The sequence below is a fragment of the Streptomyces sp. WAC03905 genome (genome assembly GCF_057371075.1).
Genome location: NZ_JBXYDZ010000003.1, coordinates 1,101,924 through 1,127,779, shown reverse-complemented (window position 1 = coordinate 1,127,779; position 25,856 = coordinate 1,101,924). Strand labels below are relative to the sequence as shown.

General features: G+C 70.4%; 17 protein-coding genes and 1 pseudogene. 6 read left to right on the top strand and 12 right to left on the bottom strand.

The genetic code is table 11. The features are described from left to right. Positions 1 to 124 precede the first annotated feature (124 nt). Entirely contained in the window at positions 125 to 448 is a 324-nt protein-coding gene (locus tag AC2RP6_RS08025) for a hypothetical protein (RefSeq protein ID WP_486445553.1), read from the top strand. Between the two features lie 8 nt (positions 449 to 456). On the opposite strand, the gene argB is transcribed toward AC2RP6_RS08025, so the two are convergent. The 3 genes from argB to AC2RP6_RS08010 form a co-directional block, all read right to left on the bottom strand. Beyond that, on the bottom strand, positions 457 to 1,374 hold the full coding sequence (gene argB / locus AC2RP6_RS08020) for an acetylglutamate kinase (protein WP_486445552.1): 918 nt from the start codon (positions 1,372 to 1,374) through the stop codon (positions 457 to 459). Continuing rightward, positions 1,371 to 1,946, bottom strand: a complete 576-nt coding sequence (locus AC2RP6_RS08015) for an isochorismatase family protein (RefSeq protein ID WP_486445551.1) — start codon at positions 1,944 to 1,946, stop codon at positions 1,371 to 1,373. The genes argB and AC2RP6_RS08015 overlap by 4 nt, the downstream gene beginning before the upstream one ends. A 66-nt stretch (positions 1,947 to 2,012) precedes the next feature. Beyond that, a complete protein-coding gene (locus AC2RP6_RS08010; protein WP_486445550.1) occupies positions 2,013 to 2,672 on the bottom strand; it encodes a hypothetical protein in 660 nt (219 codons plus the stop codon). Between the two features lie 256 nt (positions 2,673 to 2,928). On the opposite strand from AC2RP6_RS08010, the gene AC2RP6_RS08005 reads away from it, so the two are divergent. Then, a complete protein-coding gene (locus AC2RP6_RS08005; RefSeq protein ID WP_486445549.1) occupies positions 2,929 to 3,933 on the top strand; it encodes an ATP-binding cassette domain-containing protein in 1,005 nt (334 codons plus the stop codon). Continuing rightward, entirely contained in the window at positions 3,930 to 4,745 is an 816-nt protein-coding gene (locus AC2RP6_RS08000) for an ABC transporter permease (protein WP_486445548.1), read from the top strand. Before AC2RP6_RS08005 ends, AC2RP6_RS08000 begins: the two co-directional genes overlap by 4 nt. Before the next feature lie 25 nt (positions 4,746 to 4,770). On the opposite strand, the gene AC2RP6_RS07995 is transcribed toward AC2RP6_RS08000, so the two are convergent. From AC2RP6_RS07995 to AC2RP6_RS07955, 9 genes and pseudogenes are all read right to left on the bottom strand, one after another. Beyond that, positions 4,771 to 5,568 (bottom strand): VOC family protein, encoded by a 798-nt coding sequence (locus AC2RP6_RS07995; protein WP_486445547.1) that lies wholly within the window; start codon positions 5,566 to 5,568, stop codon positions 4,771 to 4,773. A gap of 37 nt (positions 5,569 to 5,605) precedes the next feature. Next, a complete protein-coding gene (locus tag AC2RP6_RS07990; protein WP_486445546.1) occupies positions 5,606 to 6,355 on the bottom strand; it encodes a hypothetical protein in 750 nt (249 codons plus the stop codon). A 148-nt stretch (positions 6,356 to 6,503) separates the two neighbouring features. Continuing rightward, on the bottom strand, positions 6,504 to 7,538 hold the full coding sequence (locus tag AC2RP6_RS07985) for an ABC transporter substrate-binding protein (RefSeq protein ID WP_486445545.1): 1,035 nt from the start codon (positions 7,536 to 7,538) through the stop codon (positions 6,504 to 6,506). A gap of 267 nt (positions 7,539 to 7,805) precedes the next feature. After that, positions 7,806 to 10,652, bottom strand: coding sequence for a SpoIIE family protein phosphatase (locus AC2RP6_RS07980; RefSeq protein WP_486445544.1), 2,847 nt, complete (start codon positions 10,650 to 10,652; stop codon positions 7,806 to 7,808). A gap of 714 nt (positions 10,653 to 11,366) precedes the next feature. Beyond that, a complete protein-coding gene (locus AC2RP6_RS07975; RefSeq protein ID WP_486445543.1) occupies positions 11,367 to 15,041 on the bottom strand; it encodes a KAP family P-loop NTPase fold protein in 3,675 nt (1,224 codons plus the stop codon). 371 nt (positions 15,042 to 15,412) lie between these two features. Further along, positions 15,413 to 15,553, bottom strand: coding sequence for a hypothetical protein (locus AC2RP6_RS07970; protein ID WP_486445542.1), 141 nt, complete (start codon positions 15,551 to 15,553; stop codon positions 15,413 to 15,415). Then, a pseudogene (locus AC2RP6_RS07965) lies at positions 15,537 to 15,836 on the bottom strand (NUDIX hydrolase); the annotation flags it as partial. The gene AC2RP6_RS07970 and the pseudogene AC2RP6_RS07965, both read right to left, overlap by 17 nt. A gap of 126 nt (positions 15,837 to 15,962) precedes the next feature. Further along, positions 15,963 to 16,295: a hypothetical protein gene (locus AC2RP6_RS07960; protein ID WP_486445541.1), complete on the bottom strand. Its 333-nt coding sequence runs from the start codon at positions 16,293 to 16,295 to the stop codon at positions 15,963 to 15,965. Between the two features lie 280 nt (positions 16,296 to 16,575). Next, positions 16,576 to 17,091 (bottom strand): hypothetical protein, encoded by a 516-nt coding sequence (locus AC2RP6_RS07955; RefSeq protein WP_486445540.1) that lies wholly within the window; start codon positions 17,089 to 17,091, stop codon positions 16,576 to 16,578. Between the two features lie 955 nt (positions 17,092 to 18,046). Between AC2RP6_RS07955 and AC2RP6_RS07950 the strand changes: the two genes are divergently transcribed. The 3 genes from AC2RP6_RS07950 to drmB all read left to right on the top strand — a co-directional run bounded on the left by AC2RP6_RS07950 (position 18,047) and on the right by drmB (position 25,851). Beyond that, on the top strand, positions 18,047 to 20,722 hold the full coding sequence (locus tag AC2RP6_RS07950) for a sigma-70 family RNA polymerase sigma factor (RefSeq protein ID WP_486445539.1): 2,676 nt from the start codon (positions 18,047 to 18,049) through the stop codon (positions 20,720 to 20,722). A gap of 78 nt (positions 20,723 to 20,800) precedes the next feature. Then, a complete protein-coding gene (locus AC2RP6_RS07945) occupies positions 20,801 to 23,956 on the top strand; it encodes a helicase-related protein (protein ID WP_486445538.1) in 3,156 nt (1,051 codons plus the stop codon). Further along, positions 23,953 to 25,851 (top strand): DrmB family protein, encoded by a 1,899-nt coding sequence (drmB, locus tag AC2RP6_RS07940; protein ID WP_486445537.1) that lies wholly within the window; start codon positions 23,953 to 23,955, stop codon positions 25,849 to 25,851. Before AC2RP6_RS07945 ends, drmB begins: the two co-directional genes overlap by 4 nt. Positions 25,852 to 25,856 lie beyond the last annotated feature (5 nt).

The window sequence follows — 25,856 nt, the reverse complement described above, 5'->3', positions numbered from 1 at the left end:
CGCCCCTGGTTCCGGCGCCAACCCGTGCCGTATCCGTACGACTTGACGCCGACGCGGCGACGCGGGGCCGGCCGGTGAGGGGCCGGTCCGCAACCGACTCGACGGCCACGGCAGGATGGCCCGAGTGAGCGAATCGACTGAGCAGGTGCAGACCGCAGATCGTCTCTGGCAGGAGTTCCGCCAGGAGCCGTTCCCCGACAGCCTGCGACATGCGACTTCCGGGGGCGCAGACGTGTGGCTCATCGAGTTGGACATCGCCGGCTGCGTTCTTCGCCGGCTCGACGACAGCGGCCCTCTCGACTCGAAGGACAGCCTCCTCCTGCAGAGCCGCATCGAGGACCTGGACCGAGTCATTCCTGAAATCGACGACCCTGGAGGAGCCCAGTACTGCCAACGGTTGCACCAGCTCGCCGTGCTCGTGTCAGGGAACCTGCCCAGCACCACATGAGACGACGTCTAAAGAGGGTCCGGTACCACGCAGGTGCCCACCGGGGTGTCGCTGAAGACCTCCAGCAGCAGCGAGTGCGGCACCCGTCCGTCGAGGACGTGCGCCATGGCCACCCCGCCCCGGACCGCCCGCAGGCAGCCCTCCATCTTCGGGGCCATGCCGCCGTCCAACGACGGCAGCAGACGGGTCAGCTCCGCCGCGGTCAGCCGGCCCACCACGTCGGTGCCGCGCGGCCAGTCGGGCATCAGGCCGGCCACGTCGGTCAGCATGACGAGCTTCTCCGCCCCCAGGGCGGCCGCCAGGGCCGCCGCCGCCAGGTCGGCGTTGACGTTGTAGACCTGCCCGTCCGTGCCGCGGGCCACCGGGGAGACCACCGGGATCCGGCCGCGGTCCAGCAGGGCCCGCACGGTGTCCGGGTCCACCGAGACCACCTCGCCGACCAGGCCGATGTCCACCTCGCGCCCGTCGACGAGGGCCGGCCGGCGGACCGCGGTGAGCGTACGGGCGTCCTCGCCGGTCATGCCGACGGCGAACGGCCCGTGCTCGTTGACCAGCCCCACCAGTTCCCGCTGGACCTGGCCGGCCAGGACCATCCGCACCACCTCCAGCACCTCGGGGGTGGTGACCCGCAGCCCCGCCGCGAAGGACACCTCCAGGTCCAGCCGCCGCAGCAGCGCGCTGATCTGGGGGCCGCCGCCGTGCACCACGACGGGCCGCAGCCCCGCGTACCGCAGTGACACCACGTCCGCAGCGAAGGCCCGTTTCAGCTCTTCGTCGACCATCGCGTTGCCGCCGAACTTCACCACCACCGTGCGGTCCCGGTAGCGCTCCAGCCACGGCAGCGCCTCGATCACGGTGCGCGCCGGTGCCTGCCCGGGGAGAGGGCGGGCGGCCGGCGCGGCCGGTGGGGGAGGAGGGGTCGTCATGGGCGTGCCATTTCCTGGATGAGGGTTCGGGTGGTGCGGACCACGCCCCAGCGGGCGGCGGTCCAGCGCAGGGCGAGGGCGTGGTCCTCGGGACCGGTGTCGGCGACGGCGTCCGCCGCCACGAAGGGCTGGATGTCGTGCATGCGCGCGTCGGCCGCGGTGAGCAGCACCCCGCCCGCGGCGAACAGGCCGCACAGCAGCAGCTGGTCGCGGCCGGTGAGGGCGAGGACGCGGCGCAGGTGGCTGCGCAGGAAGGCGTTCTCGCGGACGTACGTGATCACGTGGTCCCCGCGTTCGGGGACCAGCGGGTCGCCGGGGGCGGGGCCCGCGCCGGGAGCGTGGCCGAACACGACGGGTATCCGGCGGATCCGGGCCTCCCGCCGCAGTGCCGCGGTGTTGGCGAGCAGGTCGCCGCCCGGCGCCGCGGTGGCCGGAAAGGCCCGCAGGAACTGCGGCTGCATGCCGAGCACCAGCAGGGCGGCCCGGCCGGGGTCGACGGTCCAGGCCTCCGAGGAGGGCGGGAGCGCGGCCGCGTCGGGCATCGGGTAGGGCATGACGTTGGACAGGTCCATGACCGGACTCCCCCTCGCTCGGGGCGGCCGGTCGACGCCGCCCCTTTCGACTTAGGTAAGCCTAACCTAATATCGCGGGTCTCCGGTGGGGGAGAGCATCGGATCGTCCAGTTGCACGAGGCGGTAGCGGCGGTCGCCCGCCGGGACCTTGCTCTCCGCGGGGTGCGCGACGCGCCCGCCGCGGCCCGAACGGGCCTCCCGCGCCGCCCGCGCACGCATCCGCTGCGCCGCCTCCAGCAGCGCCTCCACCCCGGGCGTGGTCCGCCGCAGCCGGTTGAAGCGGCGCACCGAGAAGCCGGCCAGCCGGCCGGCCACCGGCCAGGACGCGCCGCGCCCGACGGCGTCCAGGACGACCCGCAGCATCGCAGGAGTGGCACCGCCGTCCGCCGTCAGGCCGTGCCCGGCGGCCACGGCGCGCGCGGCCCGCAGCGCCGCCGCGAACGCCGGATCCTGCTCCGTCCACCCGTGCAGCATCCGCTCCGGCACCCCGGCCACCACGGCGATCGCGGGGTGATCCAGCCCCTGCGCGGCCGCCCGCAGCGCCTCCGCCATGCGGGCCACGGTGTCGTCGCGCTGGCTCGGCGGCCGCCCCAGCGCCTCCCGCAGCGCCTGCTCGGCCTCGTCGCGGGCGGCCAGCCAGGCGACGACCCGCGCCGCGCTCTCGGCCCGCTCGGCCGATCCCCTCACCCCGGCCGGCGCGCTCCGCCCGGCCATGTGCTCGTACACGGTCTTCCCCGATCGGTCAGGTGTACCTGACACCGAAGAATCCGCCGTCCGCGCCCCCTGCGCCCGCCGTTCCGCCGCCGGGCCGCCACCCCGGCAAGGGGGTTGGAGGGATCTGGCCTCTCCGTTGTCAGGCGGGCCCCGCCGGGTCTTCCGACCGGTCGCCCGCCGGGCCGGCCCGCCCGGCCGGACAATGTCGGTGGCGTGCGTCACAGTTGAGGGGAGTGTCCAGCACTACCTCCCGTCCGGGGTGATCTCCATGCAGCACGCGATCCGGGCCGAAGGCCTGGCGAAGCGGTTCAAGCAGACCCGTGCACTGGCCGGCGTGGACCTCCAGGTGCCCGCGGGCAGCGTCCTGGGCCTGCTCGGCCCCAACGGCGCGGGCAAGACGACCGCCGTCCGCATCTTCGCCACCCTCCTCCAGCCCGACGAGGGCCGCGCCGAGGTCGCCGGGTACGACGTCGTCCGGCAGGCGGGCCGGGTCCGCTCGGTGATCGGGCTCACCGGCCAGTACGCCGCCGTCGACGAGAACCTGACCGGCACGGAGAACCTTCTGATGATCGCGCGGCTGCTCGGCATGCCGCGCGGCGCGGCCAGGGCCCGTGCCGCGGAGCTGCTGGACCGCTTCCAACTGCGCGAGGCGGCGGGCCGGGCCACCAAGACGTACTCCGGCGGCATGCGGCGACGCCTCGACCTCGCCGCGAGCCTGGTGGGGCGGCCGCAGATCCTCTTCCTCGACGAGCCGACCACCGGACTCGACCCGCACAGCCGCGGCGAGGTCTGGGACATGCTGCGCGTCCTCGTCGCGGAGGGGGTCACGGTCCTGCTGACCACGCAGTACCTCGACGAGGCGGACCGGCTGGCCGACAGCATCGTCGTGATCGACAAGGGCCGGGTCATCGCCGACGGCACCCCCGACGAGCTGAAGGCGCAGGTCGGCGGCCAGGTCCTGCAACTGCGGCCGGCCCGCGCCGGCGACCTCGCCACGGCGCACGCCCTGCTGACCGAGGCCGCGGGCCCCCTGGCCAAGATCGAGGGTGACGAGGTCACCGCGCCCGTCAAGGACCCCGGGCTCATGCCCGACGTGGTCCGCCGACTGGACCAGGCGGGCATCGCGGTGGCCGAACTGACCCTGCGGCGCTCGTCCCTCGACGAGGTGTTCATGGTCCTGACCGGCCACCGGGCGGAGCCGCAGGCCGCCGCGGGCGACGGTGACGGTGACGGTGACGACGAGCAGTACGCGACCGCCGGGAGCCTGTCATGACCACCGCCTCCGTACCCGTGACCGGCACCCCCGGCGGCAGCGGCCGGGTCCGTCCCCCGGCTGCCCTGCGCCAGACCGCGACGCTCGCCTGGCGCAGCCTGGTCTCCGTCAAGCACAACCCGCTGGAGCTCGTCGACTACAGCATTTCGCCGATCATGTTCGTCTTCCTCTTCACCTATGTCTTCGGCGGACAGATGGCGGGCTCTCCCGAGGCGTACCTCCAGTACGCGCTCGCGGGCATCATCGTCCAGAACACGCTCTTCATGAGCACGTACACCGCCATGGCGCTGAACACCGACCTCACCAAGGGGGTCTTCGACCGCCTCCGCAGCCTGCCCGTCGCCCGCTCGGCGCCGCTCCTCGGACGCATCACCGCCGACCTGGCCAAACAGCTGTGGGCGATGCTCCTGATGATCGCCCTGGGCACCCTGCTGGGCTTCGAGGTCACCGGCGGTCCCGCCGGGTTCGTCGGCGGGATCCTGCTGCTCCTGGTCTTCGCCGCGGCCGTCTCGTGGACGGCCGTGCTGATCGGGATGCTGGCGGGCGACGCGGAGAAGGTGCAGGTCTTCGCCTTCACGCTGATCTTCCCGATCACCTTCACGAGCAGCGCGTTCGTCATGGTCGACACCATGCCCGGCTGGCTCCAGGCCTGGGTGGACGTCAATCCCGTCACCCAGCTGTCGGACGCCTTCCGCGGACTCCTGCTCGGCACTCCGGCCGGCGAGCCGATCATGTGGTCCCTGATCTGGGCGGCGGGCATCGCGATCGTGTTCGTGCCGCTGGCCATGCGGGCGTACCGCTCCCGGGTCTGACGGAACCGCTCCGGGCCTCCCGGTATCAGTCCGACGACGGGGCCAGCACCACGAAGTCCGCGCCCGCAGGGTCCAGGCAGACGGCCAGCCGCCCGACGCCCTCGGCGTCCTCCGGCCCCATCTGCACGCTGCCACCGTTGCCGGTGACCGCGGCGACCGCGGCGTCGCAGTCGGTGACGGCGAAGACCGGGTGCCAGTACGGCTTCCCGCCCGCCGGGGCCAGAGCCTCCGCGGGCAGTTCCATCACCCCGCCGTGCATGCGTTCCGCCGGTTGGCCGGCCGGGGTGACCAGGGCGTACGTGCCGCCGCCAGCCGGCAGTTCCATGTCGCTGTACCACCAGCCGAAGACCCCGCCGTAGAACTCCTTGGCCGCCGCCGCGTCGCTCGTGCACAGCTCCGCCCACGACAGCGAGCCCGGTTCGTCCACCAGGTCGACGCCCTTGCTGGTCCCCGGCTGCCACACGGCGAACTGGCCCCCGAGCGGATCGCTGTACTGGGCCATCCGCCCCCACTCGTCGAGGTCCCTCGGGGGCACCCGCACCGTGCCGGCCGCCTGCTCGACGGCCCGGGTGGTGGCGTCCGCGTCGGGGACGCTGTAGTAGATCATCCAGGCCGGGCGGGCGCCCTCCTCGGTGAGCCTGCCGAGCCCGGCGACGATCTTCCCGTCCTTGCGGAACATCCCGCCCTCCATGTCCTCCCCCTCGCCCATGGACTCGAAGTCCCAGCCGAGCACGGCCCCGTAGAACGCCGCCGCGGCGCGGACGTCGGGGACGCCGAGGTCGATCCAGCAGGGGGAGCCGGCCGCGAAGTCAGTGGTGATCATGGTGTTCCTCCCGCACGGCGCGCTGACCGGAGCCGCGCTACTGGAGCTTGGACAGGTCGACCGAGTCGGCCGGCGCCGGGGGCTCCGGCCGGACGGGCTCGTCGAAGGCGGAGAAGGTGGCCTCCACGCGCTCACCGGAGGCCTTGGCGCCCTGGATGCGCAGCAGGTACGGCTCGTCCTGCGTCGACACCTGGTAGGTGCCCGTGTCACCGCCGCGCTTGCCGGTCACCGTGATGGCCGGACGGCCGTCGACGCTGGTGGTCGAGCCCTTCGTCAGCTGCTCGTTCGCCGGTTTCGAGGAGAACTCCCGTTTGAAGTGGTCGAGGTCGCAGAACTGCGCGAAGTCGCGCAGCATGATGTTGTCCGTGGTGCCGTGCAGGTAGCGGCCGTTGATGAGCGCGATCGCGGCCTCGGCCGCCTCGCCCGGTACCTGGGCCCGCAGCAGCTCGTCGTCGAGCTTCATCCACACGTCGTTGCCGCGCTTGATGACGTCGGCCCTGCCGGAGCCGCCGGGCGGGGTGACGGTCCCGACGCAGTTGCCCGCCTCGTCGAAGCGGATGTCCAGGCCGGTGGTGCCGGCGTCCTCGGTCACCTTCGCCACCATGCGCATCGACGTGACCTCCGACATCGCCTTGCGGGAGGCGTCGGCGATGGCCTGCGCGCTCTTGCCGGCCATGCCGTTGTCATCGGCCAGGGCGGCGCCCGTTCCGGCGCCGGCGAACACCATCAGACAGACGGTTCCCGCAGCCGTGCGGCGGACCGCGGCTGCTGCCCGGGGTACGGACATCGGGCGTCACCTCCCTCGGGCCGCCGCCGGGTGGCGCCAGGAGTCACACCGCCCTCCGGTGCGGCCGGTCACCGGTTCAGCGTAGGTCCGCGCCACGGACGCCGCAGCCCGGGAAGCCCCCGGCCGGCCCGGCCGTCCCGTCCCGCCCTCAGCCGGAGACCGCCTCGGCCCAGCCCCGGTCCACGGTGCGGGCCGCCTTCTCCTGCTGGGCCTCGGTCGGGAACGCCGGGGTGCCCTCGACCGTCGGCAGCTTCTCCGCCGCCGCCCGGTCGAGGGTGCCGTTCTCCTCCATCGCCCCCATCAGCACCGGACGGGCGTAGGCCATGAGTCTGAGGTTCTGCCCCTCCGGGCTGAAGAGGTACTCCTGCCACAGCCGTGCCGCCGCCGGGTGCGGGGCGTCCTTGTTGATCCCCTGCGCGTAGTACTGGGCGAAACTGCCGTCGAAGGGGATGGCGGTGTGCCAGTCCACGTCCGCGCCCTTGCGGCGGAAGTCGTCCGCGTAGCCGAGGTTGAGGAAGTCCCAGTCGATGCTGATGGGGGTCTGCCCCTTCTCGATCGTGGCCGGGGTGGATTCCACCGGGATGAAGTTGCCGTTCCGGCTCAGCTCGGCGAAGAAGTCGATGCCCGGCTGGATGTTGCCGAAGGAGCCGCCGTTCGCCAGGGCGGCCGCGTACACCCCGGCGAAGGCCGAACCGGACTTCGTGGGATCGCCGTTGAGCGAGACCTGGCCCTTGTACTCGGGCCTGCGCAGATCGGCGAAGGTCGAGGGGCAGGTCGTGACGCGCCCGGCGTCACAGCCGATCGAGACGTAGCCGCCGTAGTTGTTGTACCAGCGGGCCCGCGGGTCCTTCTGCTCGTCGGGGATGTCGTCGTACGGGACCACCTCGTACGGGGCGAGCAGGCCCTGACGGGCCGCGGCCGGGCCGAAGGTGCCGCCCACGTCGATCACGTCGGGGGCGGTCCCGTCACGCCGGTGCTCCTTGAGCGCGTTGACCTCGTCCTGGCTGGAACCCTCCGGATTTTCCACCGCGACCTCGATCCCGTACTTCTTTTCGAAGCCGTCGATCAGCGCCCCGTAGCCCGCCCAGTCCCTCGGGAGCGCGATGGTGTTGAGCGCCCCCTCCTTCCTGGCCGCCGCGGTCAGCGCCGCCATGCCCCCCGCGTCCGCCGCGGAGGTCGCCACCGCGGGCGCCCTGGGCGTGGCGGGGGGCCTGTCTCCGCAGGCGCCGAGGGGCCCCGCAGCGAGGGCGAGGCAGGCGGCGACGGCGGCTGTCCGGAGACGAGGTGCGGGCACAAAGGCTCCATAACGGGCGGCACGTACTGATCCAGTGCCAGCGTACGTGCGGCAGCCGCACCGGCGCAGTCCCGGCGGGCCGTGCCCGCCGCCCGTCCTCCGGCCGGGGTACCGGAGCCGCCCGCGGGACGCGCCGCGGCCGCCCCGGCGACCCGCTCAGAACGCCTCGTCGTCCCAGGCCGCGAGGAGCGCTGCCCCCAGGTCCTCCCCGGCCGCGGCGGTTTCGGCGTGCAGGGCCTGCTCGCTCCAGATGATCTTGCCGCGCGCGGTGTAACGGGTGCCCCACCGCTCGGCGAACTGGGCGACGAGGAACAGCCCGCGCCCACCCTCGTCGGTGGCCTCGGCCCGGCGCAGGTGCGGTGAGGTGCTGGACCCGTCGGACACCTCGCAGATCAGGCTGCGGTCGTACAGCAGGCGCACCCGGATCGGCTGCGAACCGTAGCGGACGGCGTTGGTGATCAGTTCGCTGAGGATGAGCTCCGTGGTGAAGGCGATCTCCTCCAGCCCCCAGTCCGCCAGCCTGCGGGCACAGGCGTTGCGCACCGGGGACACCGCCGCTGGATCGGACGGCACCTCCCACTCGGCGATCCGTGCCGGGTCCAGCCGTCGGGTGCGGGCCACCAGCAGGGCGATGTCGTCGCTCTGCCCACTGGGCAGCATCGCGCCGATCACCGCGGCGCAGGTCTCCTCCGGGGTCCGTGCGGGCCCGGCCAGGGCGGTGCCCAGCGCCGCCAGGCCCGCGTCGACGTCGCGGTCGCGCCCCTCCAGCAACCCGTTGGTGAACAACACCAGCTGGGCGCCCTCGGGCACGGTCAGCGCCGCGGTCTCCATGGGCATGCCGGCGCCCAGGCCCAGCGGCGGCGAGACGGGCAGTTCGGGGAAGGACACCGTGCCGTCCGGGTGGACGACCGCCAGACCCGGATGGCCGGCCGTGGCGGCCGTCACCTGCCCGGAGACCGAGTCGTAGACGGCGCACAGGCAGGTGGCGCCGGTCAGCCCCTGCCACTCCTGCTCACCGGCGCCCTCGTCGGTGTCGATGTGGGCGACCAGCTCGTCCAGATGGCTCAGCAGCTCGTCCGCGGGCAGGTCGAGCGTCGAGAAGTTGTGCATGGCCGTGCGCAGCCTGCCCATGGTGGCGGCCGCGTGCAGCCCGTGCCCCACGACGTCGCCGACCACCAGCGCCACCCGGGCGCCCGGCAGCGGGATGACGTCGAACCAGTCGCCGCCCACCCCCGCCTGCGCGGGCAGGTAGCGGTGCGCGACCTCGACCGCCGACTGGTCCGGCACCCCGCGCGGCAGCAGGCTGCGCTGCAGCGTGACGGCCATGGTGTGCTCGCGCGTGAAGCGGCGGGCGTTGTCGATGGACAGGGCCGCCCGCGCGGTCAGCTCCTCGGCGAAGGACACGTCCTCCTCCTCGAACGGCGGGGAGGGCTGCACCCGCCAGAAGCCCGCCATCCCCAGCAGTACGCCGCGGGCCCGCAGGGGGACCGCGATCACCGAATGGACGCCTTGGTCCAGCATCCGCCGGGACCGGGCGGGGTCCTGGGCCATCCAGTCCCGGGTGGCCCGCAGGTCCGCCACCCGCACCGCGTGCTCCCCGGCCACCCCGATCGCCATGGGGCTGGTCGGGACGAACCGGATCAGCTCGCCGACCCGGTAGAGGGGATGCGGGTCGTGGGCGGCGACGACAGCGGTGCGGCGCATCTCGGTGCCCGGCTCGGGCGGCTCGTCGCCGTGCAGCACCGGGTCCAGCAGGTCGACCGAGGCGATGTCCGCGAACCGCGGGACCGCCACCTCAGCCAGTTCCCGCGCGGTGCGCTCCACGTCCAGCGTCGTTCCGATGCGCACGCCCGCGTCGTAGAGCAGCTTCAGCCGCTCGTGGGCCACCTCGGCCCGGCCGGACAGCGCCCGCAGCTCCGTGGTGTCCCTGAGGGTCACCACGGTCCCCGCCTGCCCGAAGGGGGCGGTGGGCCGGATGTTCACCGCCAGCAGCCGGTCGGCCGCCACGTGCAGCTCGTCCGTCGCGGAACGGCCCGACGCGATCGACGCCGCGGTCTCCTCCTCCAGCCCCAGCTCCGTGACGGGCCGCCCCTCCGCGTCCCCCGGCAGGTCCAGCAGCCGCCGCGCCTCGTCGTTGGCCAGCAGCAGACGCCCCCCGCCGCCGACGATCAGTACGCCCTCGCGCACCGCGTGCAGCACCGCGTCGTGGTGCTCGTACATCCTCGTCATCTCCGCCGGCCCCAGGCCGTGGGTCCGGCGCAGCAGCCGGCGGCTCACCAGGGCGGTGCCGCCCGCGGACAGGGCCAGCACCAGGGCCGCGGTGCCGATGACGACCGGCAGCTGCCGGTTCACCATGCTCTGCACGTTGGAGACGGTGACCGGGGAGGCCACGACGGCGATGACCCGGCCCTGGGGGTCCTTGACCGGAACCGCCGAGACCACGGACTGCCCCAGGGAGCCCTTGAACGTCTCGGTGAAGGACTTGCCGGCGGCCGCCCGGGAGAACGGGCCGATGACCCGCTTGCCGATCTGCCGCGGATCGCTGTGGGTCACGGTCACCCCGTCGAGCGTGTAGACGTTGATGCCGTCCACCCCGGCGATCTTCCGGGCCGCCTGGGCGCTCGGCTGCAGCACCGCGCTCGGGTTGCGACTGCGCAGCGCGGCGACGATGCCGGGCGACTCGGCGAACGTACCGGCGGCGGCGAGCGTACGGTGCCGCGCGTCCAGCATGGCGTCGCTGCGGGCCTGCACCACGAGCGCCACCACCGCCGCGGCCACGAGCAGCACCACCACCACGAGCTGGAGCAGGAACACCTCGCCCGCCACGCTGCGCGCGCTCAGCAACGAGGACAGCCGCTGCGGCGGCCGCACCCGGCTCGCCCAGGGCTGGGCGGGCTCCTGTCCCTCCTGCGGGTGCGCTGAGCGGGGACCTCGAGAGCCGGCGGAGGAGCGTTCGGCAGAGCCGGGCAGCTTGCGCCGGAGGTATCCCAGGAAGACGCTCATAGTCCATCTTCTAACCTCTCCCGCCCGTCGGCAGCGGGGAGCGCCGCGAACCTGCCGCGGCGTCCCACCGATTCACCCGGGACGGCTGACCCGGCGGGCGAAGCGTTGTAGGCTGCGGAGAACGCCCTTGACCTGCATAAAGCGGGCAGGGAGCCGACAATCCGGGAGTTTCTCCATGCTGCGTACGATGTTCAAGTCCAACACCTGACATCTGGGCATTCCTGCAGGTCAGCGCCCTGCTGCCGGGGTTCAGGTCAGCAAGTGGTCAGCATCGGTCCCGATCATGTCCCGCCGTTGCTGACCTCGGTGACGGCAGTGGGCGAAGTCGGTGGCCTCCCGCCCTGCATCGGAGACCTGGCTCTTGCCCTGCTGGTCACAGCAGGGTCTTCGTGTACTGGTGGTAGGCCCGCACCCTGGCCTGAGACCTTGATCCGCCGGTCGCTCGTGGCTGCCCGATGAACCGATGAGTCCGCAGGCTCCGTGCGTGCCTGTGTGTCGTCGCGTGTTCTCCCACGATCCGCACTCAGCGATGGCGCTATTACGCCGCCTCGATTCCTCGGACGGGCGGAGAAAGCATCGCATGCGTCGCCGGCGGAGCGCAGGATGGATCGAGGTGGCATTCGCCCATCTTGTTCCGGACCATGACTGTGGGACTGCTGGCGCTCGAAGATGCTTTCCCGGGGCGTACGCATGTGGCTCAGTCGCGGCGCATCCTCAATCGTCGTTTGCTCTGCTGATGCGTTCGCGGCGGAGGATGCCGTGGCGTTCCGCGCTGTATCCGATGGCCTTGAGCGCAGAGACTCCTCGACTTTCGAGGCTTGGCCACGTCTTGCCGCTGTTCTCCACGGCCCTCCGCAATGCGGTGCGGGTGCCTTTGGGGACTACTTCAATGAGGCGGGGAAGGTAGCCGAGTGCCATCTCGGCACCTGTCTGGTTCACCTCGAGCATTGGCATGATGACACCCTCGATCAGCTTACGAAGCACGGTGTCACTGGTGATCGATGCGCTCTTCCACAGGTCGAGAATGTCTTGGCGATCGGAGTTGTTGGAGGACTCGACGTAGCGTTGGAGCAAGATTGCGGCAGCGTGCGTGTCCGGGAGCTGGGGCCATCCTGCTTCGATGAGCGACTGCTGAGGTACCCGCTTGCGCGGGGCGCCGATCAGTCTCTGCCAGAAATCGGTCTGTTCGGACAAGGGCAGGGCCGCTAGCCGGCCACTGATGGCGTGCAGCAACGGCGGGTCTGCAACTGGCTGAGTCGATCTCAGGGTCTCCGAGGTTGCCGTCAGCAAATCGGTTGAGGATGGTTGTTCGAGGATGATCCAGCCGGTGAGTGCCTTCCAAGCATTCGAGCCATGCTGACGTGCGTGGCTCTCCATGCCCGCAGCTGACGCCACTGCTTCAAGCGCGAGTCCGGGCAATTGGTCCGCGATCAGGAGTCGGCAGCTGACCCTCAAACGCGTGTGGTCGGGCTCAGGAATCCAGGTGCAATCGTCGACGGATTGAAGGAGGGTGCCGATCTCGCTGAGGGACAGAGGTTGGTTCACCACTGAGGTGGATTGCTGCAAGCACTCGGTAGCCGCGGCATCGACGTACGTCAGTAGGTCGCCGTCCACGGCAGGTGTCAGATCGTCCGTGGTAAGAGTGCAGATGAGAGCAGAGACGGAGTGGCGCAGGAGGGCGCTGCGGTTGAGAAGGCCACTTACGTTCAGTGGCCGCGAGGCTGAGAGCAGCCTCGCAAGTTCCGCTGCTTCGGCGTCGCTGGTTGCTGGGGTCAAAGACTCGAGGACGAGTGGCGTGATGTCCGGGTGCTGGTCGGCCGCCCGGTCGCCGAAAAGGCGTATGAAACCGTCCGCGACCTCGCCCACGGTATCGGCCGTAGGCGGGGTTGTGCTCTTACTTGCCTCGCTCCACAGTTTGGCCAGCAGGAGAGTGACCTGGCCGTCTACGTTCTGCAGGTCGAGACAGGGATCGAGGACACCGAGCCACATCGGCCAGGTGGGTAGTGGCCGCCGGTTCATGCTCGACAGGATCACCCGGGCCACGGCGGTGTCCCGTACCTGTGGGAGGTGTTCCAGGTGCTTCTCCACAGTCTCTCTGCCTGTCGGGCGGTCGAGATGCAGCAACAGACGGGCGACAGCGTGCGCGGCCCTGGGGGAGGTGTCGGACCAATGTTCCAAGATCGCGTCCAGCGCCTCCAAGGCGCTGTCGGGGAGCGGTGGTTCCTCCTCGCCAACGTTGGACGCGGCGGTCCCAGCAGCTGGCGCTGCCTGCGTCGCCTTCCATGCATCGTGAGCTTCGAAGGCAGCCTGAAGGTCCTTCGTCAGTGCGGGACCGACCGCATCCATCAACTGTTCGGCCTCGGCTGAGCGGAGGCCGGTGAGCACCGAGACCAGCGGGTCACAGTTGTCGCCGAGCAGATGGGCGCAGACCAGCTCCTGAACCCGCTCCGCATCTGCGGCCAACGCGTCAGACATGTGGCGCAGCGTCGAGGCTGCCAGAGCCGTGTTCTCATCGAGGCTGGAGTGGCGAAGGACAAGGCTGCGAATCCCGCGAGCGGCAACGCGGTCGCTCGACCGCGCAAGCCGCCAGCATCCGGGAATCACCTCATCAGGGAGGGCGTGCGGGGTGCCCACCAGGGAGGGTGCAAGGGCTTCGATGGCCGAGTCGGCGATCGCCTCAATGGGGATGTTCTCGTCGCCACAGAGGGCCAGTGCCGCCTGAGCGACGTTCCAGGCTTCCAGACCAATGGCTTCACGCGCCTGCTGTATCAGCAGGGCAAGTACGGCCGGACGTTCCTCCGGCGAGAGGTCGGCAACGGCGGATTGCAGGGGCCCCAGGTCGGCGTTCTGGGCATGCTGTTCGAGTGTTTTGGCGAGGGCTGCAGGCAGCCCGAAGACGCTGCCGCTGGTCTGCAGGAAGATGAGGTCGCGCCCGGGTCCGGACAGGCTTCTCGTGCGATGCAGATACGCCACGAGCTGCCGGCCGTGGTGCTCGCGGACCGCGGCAGCATCCTCTTCGGACGAGTCCACGCTGAGTTGCCGGTCCACTTGCGAGGTGAACCCTGCGTATCCCCGGGCGGCTTCCTTGACCTGCTCCGATACGAATGGCCCCAGATCGGCGCTGCGATCGGTATCCAGCATGAGTACGTAGTCGCACAGTCGATGGTCGAGCAACAAGTCCCGTGCGAACAGAGGAAACTCCACTCTCAGACAAACGAGTCTTGCGATCTCCTCGGCTCGAGCAGCGGGATCGGTCTCCAACAGGCCCTCCGCAGCGCGCTGCTCGGCAAGTCTGTAGGTGAGTGCGAAGGTATTCAGCAGGGCCTTGACCCGGCGGGGACTGCGGACGTGGGAGGGGACAAGGATGGTGACGATCAGGTCCACGTCGACCTTGCTCCACACACCTCCACGCCCGCGTACGAGACCTGCGGCGAAGCTAGTGACCTTCGGTACCAGTAGGGGAGGCAGACTCACTTGATACTGGAAGACCTTGTCCAGGTATCCGCTACCGCTGCTGTAGTAGGGATTGACGGTGTCAGCGGGGGTCGCTTGCGACAATGCCCGAGTAAGCGCTTCTTCGAGTACCTGCTGGTCGGCCGCCACGATGAAGATGCACCGATCCACCCCCAAGAACGTACGCAGGGCGTCAAGGGTGGCGACCACGTCGGCTGGAGCGCACCTGTCCAATTCATCGACGAACACGACGAGCCGCCTCACCTTGGACCGGGAAACGAGGTCGGTGAAGAGCTGCTCGAACTGCTCGTCGCTCTGCGCGGCATCGACCTTGTGCTCGCGAGTCAGCGTCCTGGAGACGAGCACCGCCAACGAGGTCAACAGTGCTGCCGGGGCGATGCCGGCCTTTATGGCCTCCGTAGCCGTATCAACGAAGGTCTGACGGACCGGACCGCCGTTGACGAAGGCGAGCAGCAGCATGATGAGGGCGAAGACTCCGACTACCAGCCCGAACATCTGCGCGAACGTGGCCAGAAGCTGACGCATGTCCCGGCGCCCGAACTCGAGCTTCGCGGTGACGCGACCACCGTAGAGCTCGCCATGAAACCGATCGTCACGGATGTCCAGAGCAGTGGCGACCGCGCTGATGAAGTTTCTACGTAGAGGGTTTTCCGCGTACTTGAAGGCGTCGAAGCGGACGAACCGAAGTCGCTCTTCCTTCTCCAGGCGCCCGCGTAGGAGGTTAGCGACACCGCTCTTGCCTGAACCCCAGGGTCCCCACAGGGCGATGTTGGTAGGTGTTGGTGCTGTCATCACCAAGCCGTGGAGCTGTTCGGCTATATGGCCATGTGAGAGCCGATCTTGCCGTGCGTCCGCGACCACCCGATCCTGGATCAAATCGTCTGCGATCAGCTGAGCTCGGTCAACATGTGTCATCCCGCCCCAATCCCACCCTTGTGAAACATGGCCTGAAGAAGACTTGTCATGTTGTATACAGCACCACCGGAACCAGCGACAGAAGCGTGCACTCCCAGTGCCAATCGCCTCAGTCACGGCTTCTCGGGCTTGAGCAGTGCAGCTGAGGGCTGGCCAAACAAGACGGGGGCGGAGCGTGGTGCAGAAGACGAAGGCCGGTGTCTCGTTGTACGCGCCGATGTGGATGTCTTCCACGTCGGAGGAGGCGGTGGCCAGCTGCTTGTGGACCTTGGAGGCGTTTCCGTGCGTGCCCTTGCAGGTGACCGGGATGACCCGGGATGGGTTCCCCCCAGGAAGAAGCCCGGCCGGCGCGGGGGACTGCTGAGTCCGGCCTACTTGCCGGTCAGCTCCCGGCCGGCCCGCATGGCTCTCTCGGCGTCGACGACTGAGACCGAGTGGCGCGGGTACTGAGCGGCGAGTACGCGCTGGGCGAGGGCCAGGGCGAAACCGATGCCGAATCTCTGCATGGGCAACCCACGCCACCTCGGCCAGCTCGTCGGTGTCCGCCGCGTGCGCGTCACCGCCGACCACCTCGCAGGCTGTGTACGACGTCACCCAGCCAGTGGCCGGGTGGATCCGCTCGCCGAGCCGCTCCACCGCCTTCACGGCAAGCCCCATCTCCTCCTGGGTCTCCGGTACGGCGGCGTTCTCGCGGGCTTCGTTGGGCCCGACCTCGCCCGCCGGGAACTGCCAGGAGAGCAGGGCCTCGGTGACCCGCCGTCGGACCATCAGCACGCGGCCTTCGTGCACCACGATGGCCGCGGAGACGCCCGGTCGTCCTCAGCGCTCTGCTGCGTCGCGTCTACTCCTCCAGGACGGCCAGACGGGCCGGAAGATCGTATCGACGCCCAGCGGGCAGATCAGCGGAAGAGCGGGATGCGGTCAGGCAGCCCGGCTATTTACGACAGGCAGCACGCTCGCGCAACTCTGCCAGTCGGCCGCTTCTATGACCTCCTCGTGGGCGTTGTAGGGGTGGCCGTCAGCGCCGATGCGGTGGACGCCGTTGGCGCGGTAGCCGAACTTTCGGGACACCGCCCGGGAGGCGGCGTTGTCGGCGAAGGGGGTGGATGCGACGCGAGCGGCGCCGTGGCGCTGTCCGTGCCTTTTGGTCAGATAATGCGCGGTGGCCGTGCCGTCTCCGGCGAAGGCCGTGAGGCCGGCGGCCGGCCAGGCGAGGACGCGCTGGAACCGTGGATAGTGCTCGCGGCTGGACATGTAGAACGCCGTTCCGATGTCTTCGGTGGAGATTGTGTAGTTGGCGATGCCATCTCCCTGGATGCTCAGTCCGTGGCCAGGACCGGTGCTCCCTGCCGGCGTTGCGGAACTGGTCACCCTGGGGCGTGTCGCGCGTCGCGTAGTGGGGTTTGGCTTTGTGGGCGTCGGTGGCTTGGTGGGCAGCAGTCCGAAGCCCACCTTCGCGCCGGTGCCCACTGTTGTAGAGCGAGTAGAGGACACCGATCGCGACGAGCGGCGCGATGACGATGAGGACGCCGGCCTACAGGGGCTTGTCGTCGTGAACAGTGTCGAACCAGTCGATGAATTCGCGGACGCTGCCAATCTTCGCGATCCGGGCGTGCAAGGCCTTCTGGTCATGGCCGATGACGAACCACCCACCGGTCACCAGCTCGCCGCAGCCGCAGTAGCAGGTGCGGGCGTCGTGCGGGGCGTCGAAGTAGGTGATCGGGTTACGGGTCGTCTCGACGGGCGTGGCCTTGCCGACGTAGGTGTCGTGCACCTCGTCGCCCGGTGTGAGGTACCTGCCTTCGATCGCCTTGCGTCCCCCTGCCACGGGGACGAGCTTGTCGATTGCGATGGCCATGCGAACCTCGCCCTCGTGGGAGAGCAGGGCGTAGCGCTCCTTTTCGGCGCGTTCACCCAGAACCCAGCACCCACGGTTGGCGTGGAAGAGAGCGTCATCGTCCATGACCGGGTCGAAGCCGACGATGTTACGGCCGAGCTGGTCCTCCTGCGGGTTGACGTACCGCCTTGAACCAAGGGTGATGTGGATCATCGAGTACCCCCATAGATGCATACCCAGGGCTCCCCACCCTGCGGACTATGTGGATCCTTGCATGACGACCCAATACCTTCAACCCCTAGGACCCTAGGCTCACATCCTTTCGAGCGAGGAATCGCCTGCCAGCCCCTGCCCGACGCCACCCCAGATTCGATTCTCTCCAAGTCGCCCTTGAATCAAGCGTGTTCGGCGGCCAGGCGGCCCAGGGGCGGAGGGGTTTCATACCCTGCACACGCGCCCCGACGAAAACTCCCAGAGGACCGTTTACACCGCAAACGTGGCGGGCATATGCTGCCGCCGAACGGAAGAGGGACAGCTCGTTCCGCCCTGGCAGGAAAGTTGAACGACCTTGGATCTCCGATCCGCACTGGCGGACCTCCTTGGTTCTCTCCGCCGCGTCGCAGTTGACGGCATCGTCCCCGCTGCCACGTTCGAGACACAGGTGGCACCGCTGGGCCTCGACAAGGACGCACGAACGCGACTCCTCTCCGAGCTGCGCAACTTGGGTATCCAGGTGTCCGACGCCCCGTCCGTTCCCCGGCTCAAAGCATCCTCCCCTCGCGTGGGCGCTGCGTTCGACCTCCTGAGCCGATACGTGGAAGGGCGCCGGGTTACAGAACGGGCCCGTTCCGGGGTGATACGCCTGACGGGCTTGGCTTCCTCAGAACAGGCCCGTTTCGACCAGTTGGTCCGGCAAGCCGGCATCAAGGTCGTAGGCCGGAGTCCGGGGCAGACCACCACGGCCACCGTGCGGGCCCCGGAAGGCACGGGCCCAAGGGCGACAACCCGGCAAACCTCCTCAAAGGCAGCCGGGCCGAAAGTGCCCAAGCCCGTACCGCAGCCACGAGTCGCTCCGGCCCGGCCGGAGCCCCACTCTGCCGTGGCCCCGGCCGGCTCCGGGACCGCCCGGCCATCCTCATACCCAGCCGAACCCGTGCCCCGCCACCTCATGCGCCCCATCGAGGCGGCGCAGCGCGTCCTGGATGAGGACCGGAGTACCGTCAGACCGGACAAGCGGATCCTCAGCGCGGATGCAGAAGTCGGGCTGAGTGTCCTCCTGCGCGGCGGTCCCCGACGTATGGGCGTCGAGCCGACGGCCGAGGAGATCGCGGCCTTGCCGCGCGACGACCTCCGACGCCGGGCCTATGACTGCCTGGTCCTGCACAACCAGCGGCTCGCCTGGTCCTACGTCAAGGGGTTCATCGGTCAGGGCCTGGAGGACGAGGACCTCGTCCAGCACGGCATGCTCGGCGTGATGCGGGCCGCGCGGAAGTTCGACCCCTCGATGGGCTACAAGTTCTCGACCTACGCCTCCAACTGGATCAGGCAGAGCATGAGCCGGGCAGTCGCCGACGAGGGCGCCGCCATCCGCATTCCCGTGCACATGCACGAGACCATGCGGAAGGTCGCCCGCATCGAGCGCGAGCTCCAGCGCGCTGGCCGACCGCGCCGCGTTGCGGACGTCGCCGTCGCTGCCGACCTCTCAGTGCGCCAGGTCGAGGAGATACGCCGGATCAGCCGGGTCACCGACTCGCTCGATCGCGAGATCGGGGAGGGGGCGAACCTCGGCGACCTGATCGGCGAGCGCTGGGCGGCCCCCTCGGTCGTCGAGGCTGTCCTGGCCCTGCTGGAGGCTGAAGAACTCGCGTCGCTCCTCGCCGTTCTGACAGAGCGTGAGGCCTTCGTCATCCGCCGTCGCGCTGGGGTGTTCGGAGAGGAGGAAGCCACGCTGGATGAGATCGGCAAGGACCTCGGCGTCACCCGAGAGAGGATCCGCCAGATCGAGAGCAAGGCCTACGGCAAGCTGCGTGGATACGTCCTGGAGCGTCAGCCCGAGCGGAAAGAGCCGAACGAACCGGCTCGGTCCGTGCAAAAAGAGCAACAGATACGGACGGTCCCCGAGGCACAAGCGACACCGTCGGCCCAGCCCGTTCAGCAGGCAACGGACGCGGTCAAGCGCAAGGCCTCCGCTCCTCCCGCGCCCGAGGAATACGAGGGCGAGGCGGTCGTCCTGGACGTCGATGACGCGCCTCCCTACGCCCGTTGGGACATCGCGGTCGCACGCCACACCCTCTGGAAGCGCGACGAGCCCTGGATACTGGAGTACGCAAGGCTGGCCCTGGGAGATGTCGTCCTCGACGACATCTTGGGCTCCGGGCACCTCGTCCCAGCCCGGCTATCGGTCGCTCGTGGGCGTGCTGTGCCCGTCCTTGCGGCCAAGGCACTACGGACCCTGGCCCATGTCCTGGAGTGCCTTCAGACGACGGGGCGGCGACCTGAGGAGTTCTTCGAAACACCTCAAGCCGCCACCTCCTCGCTGTCACCTCGCCAGGCCGTGCGTGAGGTCGAACTCGTCAGCGCGCAGGGGCGGGAGCTGCTCACGAGCGCCCTCGACGCCTTCCTCAAGCTGACGCCGTCCGCAGGCCCGGTCCCTGAGGCGGAACCGTCGTCCACCCCCATACCCGCGGCAGAGCCCGCGCCCGTACCCGTGCCGGTCACCCAGGAGACGCCCGTGCCGCAGCGGAACGACACCCCTGAGGTCCCGGCTCCGCCTGCCCCGGTGCCCGCCGAAGCTCCGTACCAGGGCTGGACCGAGGCATGTCGGCTCCCGCAGACCCTTGACCGGAATGTCCACTGGATGTCCGGGTACGTGCTGCTCGCCCTTGGCCCGGCAGTCCTCGCCGATGTACTCGGCGCCGACCCAGCGCGGTCCGTCGCCGATGCTTCTGAGAGGAAACAGCTCTTGGACCGGCCTGTCGTCCTGGCGGTCGAGGCCCTCGTGCGCGTCCTCGATGGTCTTCGCGCGCGAGAGCTGCGCCCCGAGGACTTCTTCGAGTCCTTCTTCGCCGCCTCGCTCGGCATGACCCCCCGGGCGTACCTGTCGGAACACACCCTGGTGAAGCCCGATGGGCGCCTGGCCATCTCCCAGGCGTTCGACGCGTTTCTCTCCACCCGCCCCTCGGTCACCACCCTCGTACCCCTGCCCGCGTCACCCACCGACGGCCCTGCACCGACCACTGTCACGCCTCCCCGGCCAGCCACCGGCGAGCGGGCCTCCTCGAGCCCCATGGAGAGCGACCTTTCCCGCGCGGCCGAGGAGCGGTACGAGCGCCGCCCCCTTGAGACGCGCGCACAGTACGAGCGCCGCCTCCATGAGACCTGCGAACAGTACGAACGCCGCCTCCGCACCGCCGAGGAAGGCCATGAGCATCGGCTCGGGGAGACCCATGAGCACCACGGGCGCCAGCTCCGTGAGGTCCGGGAACAGTACGAGCAGCGGCTCCGTACTACCGAGGAGGAGGCCGGTCAACGAGTGTCGGCTCTGGAGGAGCGGCTGCGGGCGGCGGAGGCGGCCTTCGCCGAACAGAAGGAGGCCAGGCAGCTCGCGGAGCAGACGGCGACCGCGCGGGTACAGGCTGCTGAGCAGTGGGCGCGACAGCGGGTCACAGAGGTGGAGCAGGCCGCGCAGGCTCGGGTCGCCGAAGCGGAACAGGCCGCGCAAGCCGCGCAGGCACGTGTCGCAGAACTGGAGGAGCGGGTGAAACCCGACACAGCCCCGTCGGCCCCCCCTCCGCCCGCCGAGTCTCAGGGCCCCGACCCGCGCAAGTGGTGGCGCCGCCGCTGACGCCCGGGACGGGCGGCCACCACGGAGTCCTGCGTCCCTGCCCACCTCCTTCCCGACGATCCAGGAGAGACCCCGCACGTGCACCCGCGAGACGAACTCGCCGACTATCTGCGACGGCAGTTGGTTGGCCCCGCTCATGGCGAGGAGGAGACGCTCGACGCTCCGCCGGACCGGCAGTACCTGATGGGCACGCTCTACCCGCAGGACTCTGACCTCCAGCGGCGGCTGGCCGAGACCGCCGAGGAGCTGGAAGGACCGGGGACTGAGAACGACGCAGTCGACACGGCCCCGTCGGCGGATCCCATTCCAGAGTCGAACTCCTGGCTGCCGTCCTCCCTCGGATTCAGCTTCTACACGGACGGCTCGGCCGTGGAGGTCCTGTGCGGGGCCGCCCGCTACGCGACGCGGCAGGGCGAGCGGGCCCGACAGTGGCAGCGGGTCCCACTCCCCGTGGAGACGGTGACGCTCGGGGCGGACGAGGACGAGTTCACGGTCCTCGACGGCCGGGGACAGATCCGGCTGCGCCGGCGCCCGTTCGGCGGCGGGCAGCTCATCACGGTCGCCCTCGTGAACACGGCCCGGACCGACGCCCGGACCGCGACGGGTGGGAGCCGGGGCGGGCAGTGGGACCGCATGCTGTTCCAGGTACGCCTTGAAGCCCGTCCCCTCGACGGGCGGATCCGCCCCTACCCGAGCGTTCGGCTGGCCAGCCGCGACCCCGAGGAGCAGGAGCTGCGGCTCCAGTACCGCCACGTCGTCACGTACGCGGTCGGACACGGCTGCGCGGTGCGGGAGATCCCCGGCGAGGCGGGCGGGGTCGCAGGCGTCGCAGCCGCGGTGATGCCCCGGTCCGAGGTACCGGCGACGCGGGCCGCAGGGCCGGTCGGACTGCCCGTCCTGCGGGTGTCTCACCTGTCCGACCCGACCGTGCCGCGGGACGCTCTGCGGGCGGAGCTGCTCGACTTTGCCGCGGGGTACCGGCGATGGTTCGAGGAGCAACAAGACACCCCGGTCCCCGACTGGGGCAGGGAGGCTGCGGACCGGATCCTCGGCCGGGTCGAGGCCGTCGTGGACCGCGTCGAGTCGGGCGTGCGCACCCTGTGCGACCCCGGACGGCCGGAGCTGCTGGCGGCGTTCCGTACGGCGAACCGCGCGATGACCCTGCAGATGCGGCATTCCGCCTCCGACCGGGCGGGCGAGCGCCGAGCCCGGCTGCGGACCCCGATGAGCGAACCCGAGCCGTTTGCGGACGCGGCGTGGCGCCCGTTCCAGCTGGCGTTCTTCCTGCTGGCGCTCGACGGGGTGGCGGATCCCCGGCATCCGGATCGCGAGGTCGCGGATCTCATCTGGTTCCCGACCGGTGGAGGCAAGACCGAGGCGTACCTGCTGCTCGCCGCGTTCGTGATGGTGCTGCGCCGGAACGCGCCGGACGGCGGGGGCACCGCGGTGCTCAGCCGCTACACCCTGAGCCTCCTGACGACGCAGCAGTTCCAGCGGGCCGCGACCACAGTCTGCGCTCTGGAGCGGCTGCGCCGGGACGATCCCTCGGCGCTGGGAGAGGAGCCGTTCTCCATCGGCCTGTGGGTGGGAGAGGCGACGTCCCCGAACACGTACGACGCGGCGCGCAGGGCGTTCGAGGACGTGAGGGCCGCAGCCCAACCGGAGGACGTGTTCATCCTGGACCGCTGCCCTTGGTGCGGGACGAGCATTCTGCCGCGCCACAAATCGCCAGACATCGGCGACTACGGGGTGCGGGCGGATGGAGGCTCGTTCGCGTTCTTCTGCCCGAGCGACGACTGCACCTTTCACGACGAGCTTCCGGTCGCGGTCGTCGATGAGCACTTGTACGACCGGCCACCCACCTTTGTCCTGGGGACCGTCGACAAGTTCGCGCGCCTCGCCTGGGAGGCCCGCTCAGGTCGGCTGTTCGGCTTCGGTACGGGCGGGGCAGGAGCGGACGGCGCTGGGAAGGATGCAGCCCCTCCGTCGCTGGTCATCCAGGACGAGCTCCACCTCCTGACAGGGCCGCTGGGGTCGACCGTCGGCCTGTACGAGGCTGCGGTTCTCGGCCTGTGCACCCGAGACGGCGTTGGCCCGAAGGTGGTCGCCTCGACTGCGACGATCCGCCGTTCCGGGGAGCAGGTACGTGGCCTGTACGGGCGTGAGGTGCAGTTGTTCCCGCCGGCCGGGCTCGACGCCCGCCGCTCGTACTTCGCAGAGCCCGACACCTCCCGCCCCGGACGCGACTACGTCGGCGTGATGGCGCAGGGCCACACCGCCGGCCGCGCGTCCGTCGCCACCGCGGCGGCGATGCTCCAGGGGGCGTGGGAGTTGCCGGAGGAACACCGGGACGCTTACTGGACCCTGGTGGCCTACCACCACAGCCTCCGTGAACTCGGCCGTACGGTCACCGCCGCGGCCGATGACATCCCGGCGCAGCTCGCCGGGCTCAACGGCGGGCGGGGCACCCGCCCGCTGGCTGACGGCGAAGTGCAGGAGTTGACAAGCAATCTGCCGAGGGCGGAGCAGCCCGTGCTGCTCGACCGGTTGGAGAAGCCGTACACGGCCGCGGACGCGGTGTCGTTCCTGCCGTGCACCAACATGCTGTCGGTCGGCGTGGACGTGAAGCGGCTCGCCCTGATGCTGATGCAGGGACAGCCAAAGACCACCGCCGAGTACATCCAGGCCACAAGCCGGGTGGGGCGCCACGCGGTACCCGGGCTCGTCGTGACGTTCTTCAACGCCACTCGGCCCCGGGATCGCTCGCACTACGAGACCTTCGACGTCTACCACCGTTCGCTCTACCGGTATGTCGAACCGACGAGCGTGACGCCGTGGTCCACACCGTCCCGCCGCCGTGCCCTGCACGCCGCTCTCGTCATCCTCGTACGCCACGGGCTCGGCCTGTACGCCGAGAACCAGGCGGGTGACGTGCTGGACCGACTGGTGGAGGCCGATGCGATCGTCGAAGGGCTAGCCACCCGCGCGGCAGCCGGTGACCCCCGGGTGGCCGCGGCCGTGCGTGAGGAGCTCGACGAGCTGCTGTCCGGCTGGCAACAGCGGGCGCTCGACGCCCGCAAGGAGGGCAAAGAGCTCTACTACCGCAGCCAGGGCAAGGGCCAGATGAACCTGCTGAAGAACTTCGAGCGGCCCGGGGGCCTGTGGGAGACCCCGCACTCGATGCGCAACGTTGACCGGGAGTGCCAGGTGACGGTGAAGGGGGCGGACCTGTGAGCAGGCGGCTGCGGGTGCGCCAGGCCCAGACGGTGCTGCCGTTCGGCGTCGGCGCGGTGTTCGACATCCAGGGCGAGTCGTTCGTGGCGACGGGCATCGGGGACTGGCCGAGGCAGCGGCAGGAGGTCGTCTCGCCCCGTCTCGCCTCGCGCCTCGGGGTGAGCGGTTTCTACGCGGCTCCCCCGGCGCTCGACGATCGCTTCGACCGCCAGAACGCGGCGGGTGCACCGTACATCCGCTTCCCCTCCTGGCTGTTCTGCGGTTCCTGCCGGCGCATGGCGCGCTGGCGCGTCGCCGACGAGAAGCCGGGGGTGCCGCCAAGCTGTTCCGGCTGCTCACCGGTGCGCCGACTGACGCCCATGCGGTTCGTGCAGATCTGCGCTGGCGGTCATCTCGGAGACGTCGACTGGTGGTTCTGGGCACATTCCCGGCTCGATGCGGCGGCCCGGCAGGCCTGTACGACGCGTGAGCGGCTCCGTTTCGACGTCTCGGAGCGGGCGACGGGCCTCGAAGCGCTCTCCGTCACCTGTCTGGCGCGGGGCTGCGGAGCCTCCCGGGACCTGCTCGACGTGCTCGGCACGCACGGCATGCGCTGCTCGGGGCGGAATCCCTGGCAGCGGCTCGGCGAGGCGGTCGACTGCGTCAAGCCCGTCCAGATCGTGCAGCGGACGGCGGGCAACGTGTACTACCCGGTGGTGAGTTCCGCCCTCGACATCCCGGAGGCCGAGGGCGCGACCGTGGTGGGGGCCGGGGGCCGGGACGAGCTGCTCGCCGAGCGGGTCCGCGCCTCCGACCTGTGGATCCCGCTGTGCAAGGAGGCCAGCACGGCCCGGGGCCTGCTGTACCGCGATCTCATCAAAGAGGACACTGGCGCGGACGACGCCCTGCTCGACGCGCTCCTTGAACAGGAGACCGGCTCGCCCGTGCCGTCCGCCCCCATCGCTTCGGCCGACAGGCCCGGTGCGTCCGGGGAAGCGGGAGATGAGGGCGGCGACGATCCCGTGGTGCCTGACATGAGCCGCGAGGAGTGGGCGGCGTTCATGGCACCGACCCCGCCCGCCACTAGGGACTTCGCGGTCCGCGAGACCGGTCTCGGCCTCGACGGCGAGCGGACGGAGCCGTGGGCCGGGCTGCGAAAGAGGATGGGCCGGATCGTGCTCGCCGACCGGCTCCGAGAGGTACGGGCCCTGCAAGGCTTCCGCCGCGTCTCACCGAACGAGACCTTCGTCCCGGCCGACACCGCGCGGCAACTACGGTGGCTGCCCGCCGTGGAGGTCTTCGGCGAGGGGGTCTTCCTCACCCTGGACAAGGAAGCGCTGCGGTCCTGGGAGCGGGACGAGCGGGTGGTCAGACGGGTCACCGGGATGAGCGAAGACCTCTCCCGCTCGTTCCAGGCCGACCGGCTGGCCGCGGTGACGGGCGCCACGCTCTCCCCACGGTTCGTCCTCCTGCACACGCTCGCCCACCTCCTCATCCGGCAGCTGTCGTTCGAGTCGGGGTACGCGACGGCGAGCCTCCGCGAGCGGGTGTACGCACGCCCGGAGCACGACCAGTTCGGGGTGCTCGTGTACACGGCGGCAGGGGACGCCGAGGGCACCCTGGGCGGGCTCGTCCAGCAGGGCGAGCCCCCGCGGCTCACCGAGACCCTGCTGCGGATGACGGAGGCGGCGGCCTGGTGTTCGGCGGACCCGTTGTGCGCCGAACACACCGGTCAGGGATTCGACAACCTGAACCGGGCGGCGTGCCACGCCTGCACCCTGCTGCCGGAAACCAGCTGCGAGACGGGCAACGCCCTGCTCGACCGCACCCTGGTGGTGGGCGGCGGCCAGGTGCCCGGCTACTTCGAACCGATCGTGACGGCGGCGCGCGCTGCCGCGGCGGCGGCCGGGGAGTGATCTCG

What these genes read in the sequence shown, in the direction of transcription:
- AC2RP6_RS08000 (WP_486445548.1), top strand. Translation starts at nt 3,930, where the DNA reads ATGACCACCGCCTCCGTACCCGTGACCGGCACCCCCGGCGGCAGCGGC.
- AC2RP6_RS08015 (WP_486445551.1), bottom strand. Translation starts at nt 1,946, where the DNA reads ATGGACCTGTCCAACGTCATGCCCTACCCGATGCCCGACGCGGCCGCG.
- AC2RP6_RS07980 (WP_486445544.1), bottom strand. Translation starts at nt 10,652, where the DNA reads ATGAGCGTCTTCCTGGGATACCTCCGGCGCAAGCTGCCCGGCTCTGCC.
- AC2RP6_RS07950 (WP_486445539.1), top strand. Translation starts at nt 18,047, where the DNA reads ATGCGCCCCATCGAGGCGGCGCAGCGCGTCCTGGATGAGGACCGGAGT.
- argB (WP_486445552.1), bottom strand. Translation starts at nt 1,374, where the DNA reads ATGACGACCCCTCCTCCCCCACCGGCCGCGCCGGCCGCCCGCCCTCTC.
- AC2RP6_RS07990 (WP_486445546.1), bottom strand. Translation starts at nt 6,355, where the DNA reads ATGTCCGTACCCCGGGCAGCAGCCGCGGTCCGCCGCACGGCTGCGGGA.
- AC2RP6_RS08005 (WP_486445549.1), top strand. Translation starts at nt 2,929, where the DNA reads ATGCAGCACGCGATCCGGGCCGAAGGCCTGGCGAAGCGGTTCAAGCAG.
- AC2RP6_RS07975 (WP_486445543.1), bottom strand. Translation starts at nt 15,041, where the DNA reads ATGACACATGTTGACCGAGCTCAGCTGATCGCAGACGATTTGATCCAG.
- AC2RP6_RS07955 (WP_486445540.1), bottom strand. Translation starts at nt 17,091, where the DNA reads ATGATCCACATCACCCTTGGTTCAAGGCGGTACGTCAACCCGCAGGAG.
- AC2RP6_RS07960 (WP_486445541.1), bottom strand. Translation starts at nt 16,295, where the DNA reads ATGTCCAGCCGCGAGCACTATCCACGGTTCCAGCGCGTCCTCGCCTGG.
- AC2RP6_RS07995 (WP_486445547.1), bottom strand. Translation starts at nt 5,568, where the DNA reads ATGATCACCACTGACTTCGCGGCCGGCTCCCCCTGCTGGATCGACCTC.